The organism is Deferrisoma sp., assembly GCF_054681715.1.
Window position 1 is genome coordinate 1 of record NZ_BAAHFQ010000233.1, and the last position, 3,469, is coordinate 3,469.

Annotated in this window: 3 protein-coding genes; all 3 read right to left on the bottom strand. The window is 74.0% G+C overall.

Annotated elements, in window-relative coordinates:
• On the bottom strand, window positions 1-1,305 hold a 1,305-nt coding region (gene hisD / locus ACY0I8_RS17070), incomplete at its 3' end, for a histidinol dehydrogenase (protein WP_461395709.1).
• Window positions 1,302-1,940 carry an ATP phosphoribosyltransferase gene (gene hisG / locus ACY0I8_RS17075; RefSeq protein WP_459940966.1) on the bottom strand — a complete coding sequence of 213 codons (639 nt, stop codon included), beginning with the start codon at window positions 1,938-1,940 and terminating at the stop codon, window positions 1,302-1,304. The genes hisD and hisG, both read right to left, overlap by 4 nt.
• Window positions 1,941-2,007: 67 nt before the next feature.
• Window positions 2,008-3,267: a UDP-N-acetylglucosamine 1-carboxyvinyltransferase gene (gene murA, locus ACY0I8_RS17080; protein WP_459940965.1), complete on the bottom strand. Its 1,260-nt coding sequence runs from the start codon at window positions 3,265-3,267 to the stop codon at window positions 2,008-2,010.
• Window positions 3,268-3,469 lie beyond the last annotated feature (202 nt).

Consider the following 3,469-nt stretch of genomic DNA (forward strand, 5'->3'; position numbering starts at 1 on the left):
CGTCCTACCGTCCCCCCGTCCCACCCTCTTCTCCACCGCCCGGGCGTGGGCCTCCAGGCCCTCGAGCCGGGCGATCCGCATCACCGGCTCGGCCAGCCGGCCCAGGGCCTCCCGGGAAAACGAGAGCACGCTGGAGCGCTTGAGAAAGTCCTCCACGCCCAGGGGCGAGTAGAACCGCGCCGTCCCGGCCGTGGGCAGCACGTGGTTGGGGCCGGCCAGGTAGTCGCCGAGGCTCTCCGGCGTGTGGTGGCCCAGGAACACGGCCCCCGCGTGGCGGATCTTCCCCAGGAGGTCCCAGGGCCGCTCCACCGCGAGCTCCAGGTGCTCGGGCGCGACCCGGTTCGCCACCTCGGCCGCCACCTCCAGGGAGGGTACCACGAGCACGGCCCCGCGGTCCTCCCAGCTTTTCCTGGCGATCTCGCCCCGGGGCAGTTGGGCCAACTGGGCCTCCACCTCGGCCGCCACGGCCCGGGCGAAAGCCTCGTCCGTCGAGACCAGCGCGGCCGTCGCCCAGGGGTCGTGCTCGGCCTGGCTCAGGAGGTCGGCCGCGATCCAGGCGGGCTCGCCCGAGCCGTCGCTCACCACCAGGATCTCGCTGGGGCCGGCCACCATGTCGATGCCCACCCGGCCGAACACCATCCGCTTGGCCGTGGCCACGTAGATGTTGCCCGGGCCCACGATCTTGTCCACCCGGGGCACGGTGGGGGTGCCGTAGGCGAGCGCGGCCACGGCCTGGGCCCCGCCGATCCGGTACACCTCCCGCACGCCGGCGAGCCAGGCCGCCCCCAGCACGTACGGGTTCGCCCGGCCCCCGGGGGTCGGGGTCACCATGACGATCCGCCCCACCCCCGCCACCCGGGCGGGCACGGCGTTCATGAACACGCTCGAGGGGTACGCGGCCGTCCCCCCGGGCACGTAGATCCCCACGGCGTCGAGGGGGGTCACCCGCTGGCCCAGCACCACCCCGTCCTCGTCGGCAAACCACGACTGGGGCTTCTGGCGCTCGTGGAACGCCCGGATCCGGGCCTCGGCGAGTTCCAGGGCGGCCCGGTCCTCGGCCGGGAGCCCCTCCCACGCCGCCTCGAGCTCGGCCTCGGGGATCCGGAGATCCGCGGGGGAGAGATCGAGCCCGTCGAACCGGGCCGTGTACCGGCACAGGGCCTCGTCCCCCTCCCGGGCCACGGCCTCCAGGATCTCCCGCACGGACTGCTCCACCTCGGCCACCCCGGCCTCGGCCCCCCGCTCGGCCAGGCGGGCGAGGAGTGCCTCGGCCTCGGGGGTTCCCCAGCGCGCCACCGGTTTCATGCCGCCTCCCTCCGCTCCCGAAACCGCCGGATGAGCTCCGAGATCTCCCGGGTCCGGGTCTTCATGGACGCCCGGTTCACGATGAGCCGGCAGGTGGACTCGAGGATCGTCTCGAGCTCCACGAGCCCGTTTCGCCGCAGGGTCTCGCCGGTGCTCACCAGGTCCACGATCACCTCCGAAAGGCCCACCAAGGGGGCGAGCTCGATGGAGCCGTAGAGCTTGATCACCTCGGCCTGCACGCCCTTGGCCCGGAAGTGGGCCTCGGCGAGCCGGGGGTACTTGGTCGCCACCCGCAGGTGGGACCGGCCCGGGTCGGGCACCCGGTCGGCCGGCGCCGCCACGGCGAGCCGGCAGTACCCGAACCCCAGATCCAGGGGCTCGTACACCTGGGGCTCCTGCTCCAGGAGCACGTCCCGGCCCACGATCCCCAGGTCGGCCGCGCCGTGCTCCACGTAGGTGGGCACGTCCTGGCCCCGGACCACCAGGAACCGGTAGGGGGGCGCGTCGAACCGCAGGAGCCGCGAGTCCGACTGGGCCACCGAGGCGGGGATGCCGCAGGACTCCAGGAACGCCGCGGAATCCTCGAGAATCCGCCCCTTGGGCAGGGCGAAGGTGATCGGCTCGTGTTCACCCACTTGTTGCGCTCTCCGTTTCGGCTTCCGGCCGGGCGGCCCGGTCACGATCGGCGGTCCCAAACGGGGATCACAGGTTCTCCTGGATCCGCCGGACCCGGGCCCCCAGGGCGGCCAGCTTTTCCTCGATCCGCTCGTACCCCCGGTCCAGGTGGTACACCCGGGACACCACCGTGGTGCCCTCGGCCACGAGCCCCGCGAGCACCAGGGCGGCGCTGGCCCGGAGATCGGTGGCCATCACCCGGGCCCCCGAAAGCCGCTCCACCCCCCGGACCACCGCGCTTCCCCCCTCCACCCGGATGTCGGCGCCCATGCGGTTCAGTTCGGGCACGTGCATGAACCGGTTCTCGAACACGGTCTCGGTGATCACGCTGAGGCCCCGGCCCACGGCCATGAGGGCCATGAACTGGGCCTGCATGTCGGTGGGGAACCCGGGGTACGGCCCGGTGCGCACGTCCACGCTCCGGGAACGGCCGTTGCCCCGCACCCGGATCCCGCCGCTCTCCGGTTCCACCCGGTACCCGGCCTGGCGCACCTTCTGGACGAGGGCGTCCAGGTGCTCGGGCACCGCCCCCCTCACGAACACCTCGCCCCCGCACAGGGCCCCGGCCACCAGGAAGGTGCCCGCCTCGATCCGGTCGGGGATGGGGTCGTGGTCGTAGGGGCCGAGGCGGTCCACGCCCTCGATCTCCACCACGGCCGACCCGGCGCCCCGGACCCGGGCCCCCATGGCCGTGAGGCACCGGGCCAGGTCCTCCACCTCGGGCTCCCGGGCGGCGTTCTCGATCACGGTGCGGCCCCGGGCCAGGGCCGCGGCCATCATGAGATTCTCGGTGCCGGTCACGGTGGGCAGGTCGAGCACGATCCGGGCCCCCTCGAGCCGCGGGGCCTCCACCTCCACGTACCCGTGCTCGAGCCGGATCCGCGCCCCCATGGCCTCGAGCCCCCTGAGGTGCATGTCGATGGGCCGGGCGCCGATGGCGCACCCCCCCGGCAGGCTCACCCGGGCCCGGCCGAACCGGGCCACCAGGGGCCCCAGCACCAGCACCGACGCCCGCATGGTCTTCACGAGCTCGTAGGGCGCCTCGAGCACCCCGACCCCGGAGGCGTCGATCCGCATCCCATCGGCCTCGAACGCCACCGAGGCGCCCAGGTGCTCCAGCAGCCGGGCCAGGGTGCGCACGTCGCTCAGCCGAGGCACCCGGCGGAGCCGGCACGGCCCCTCGGCCAGGAGCGCCGCCGCCATGAGCGGGAGCACCGCGTTCTTGGCCGGGCTGACGGTCACCTCCCCCGCCAGCCGGGCCCCGCCCTCGATCTCGATCGCGTCCATGGAGCTATCGATTCACCAATCAGGAAGCCAGGTAGCCCCCGGGGCATCCTCGGGGCCCTGCGACGGGGGGGAACTCACGACGGGGGCCGCCTCGCCCCTTCCCCCTCCCCCTGTCCCCCTCCCGCCGGGGGAGGGGGGACTGTTGCACGCCGATAGGGAGCGGGGCGCCTTCTGTCTCCCTCTCCCCCCGTCGGGGGGAGAG

Bases quoted from the DNA above. Each gene is read 5' to 3' on its own strand.
- murA (WP_459940965.1), bottom strand. From the start codon at position 3,267: ATGGACGCGATCGAGATCGAGGGCGGGGCCCGGCTGGCGGGGGAGGTG.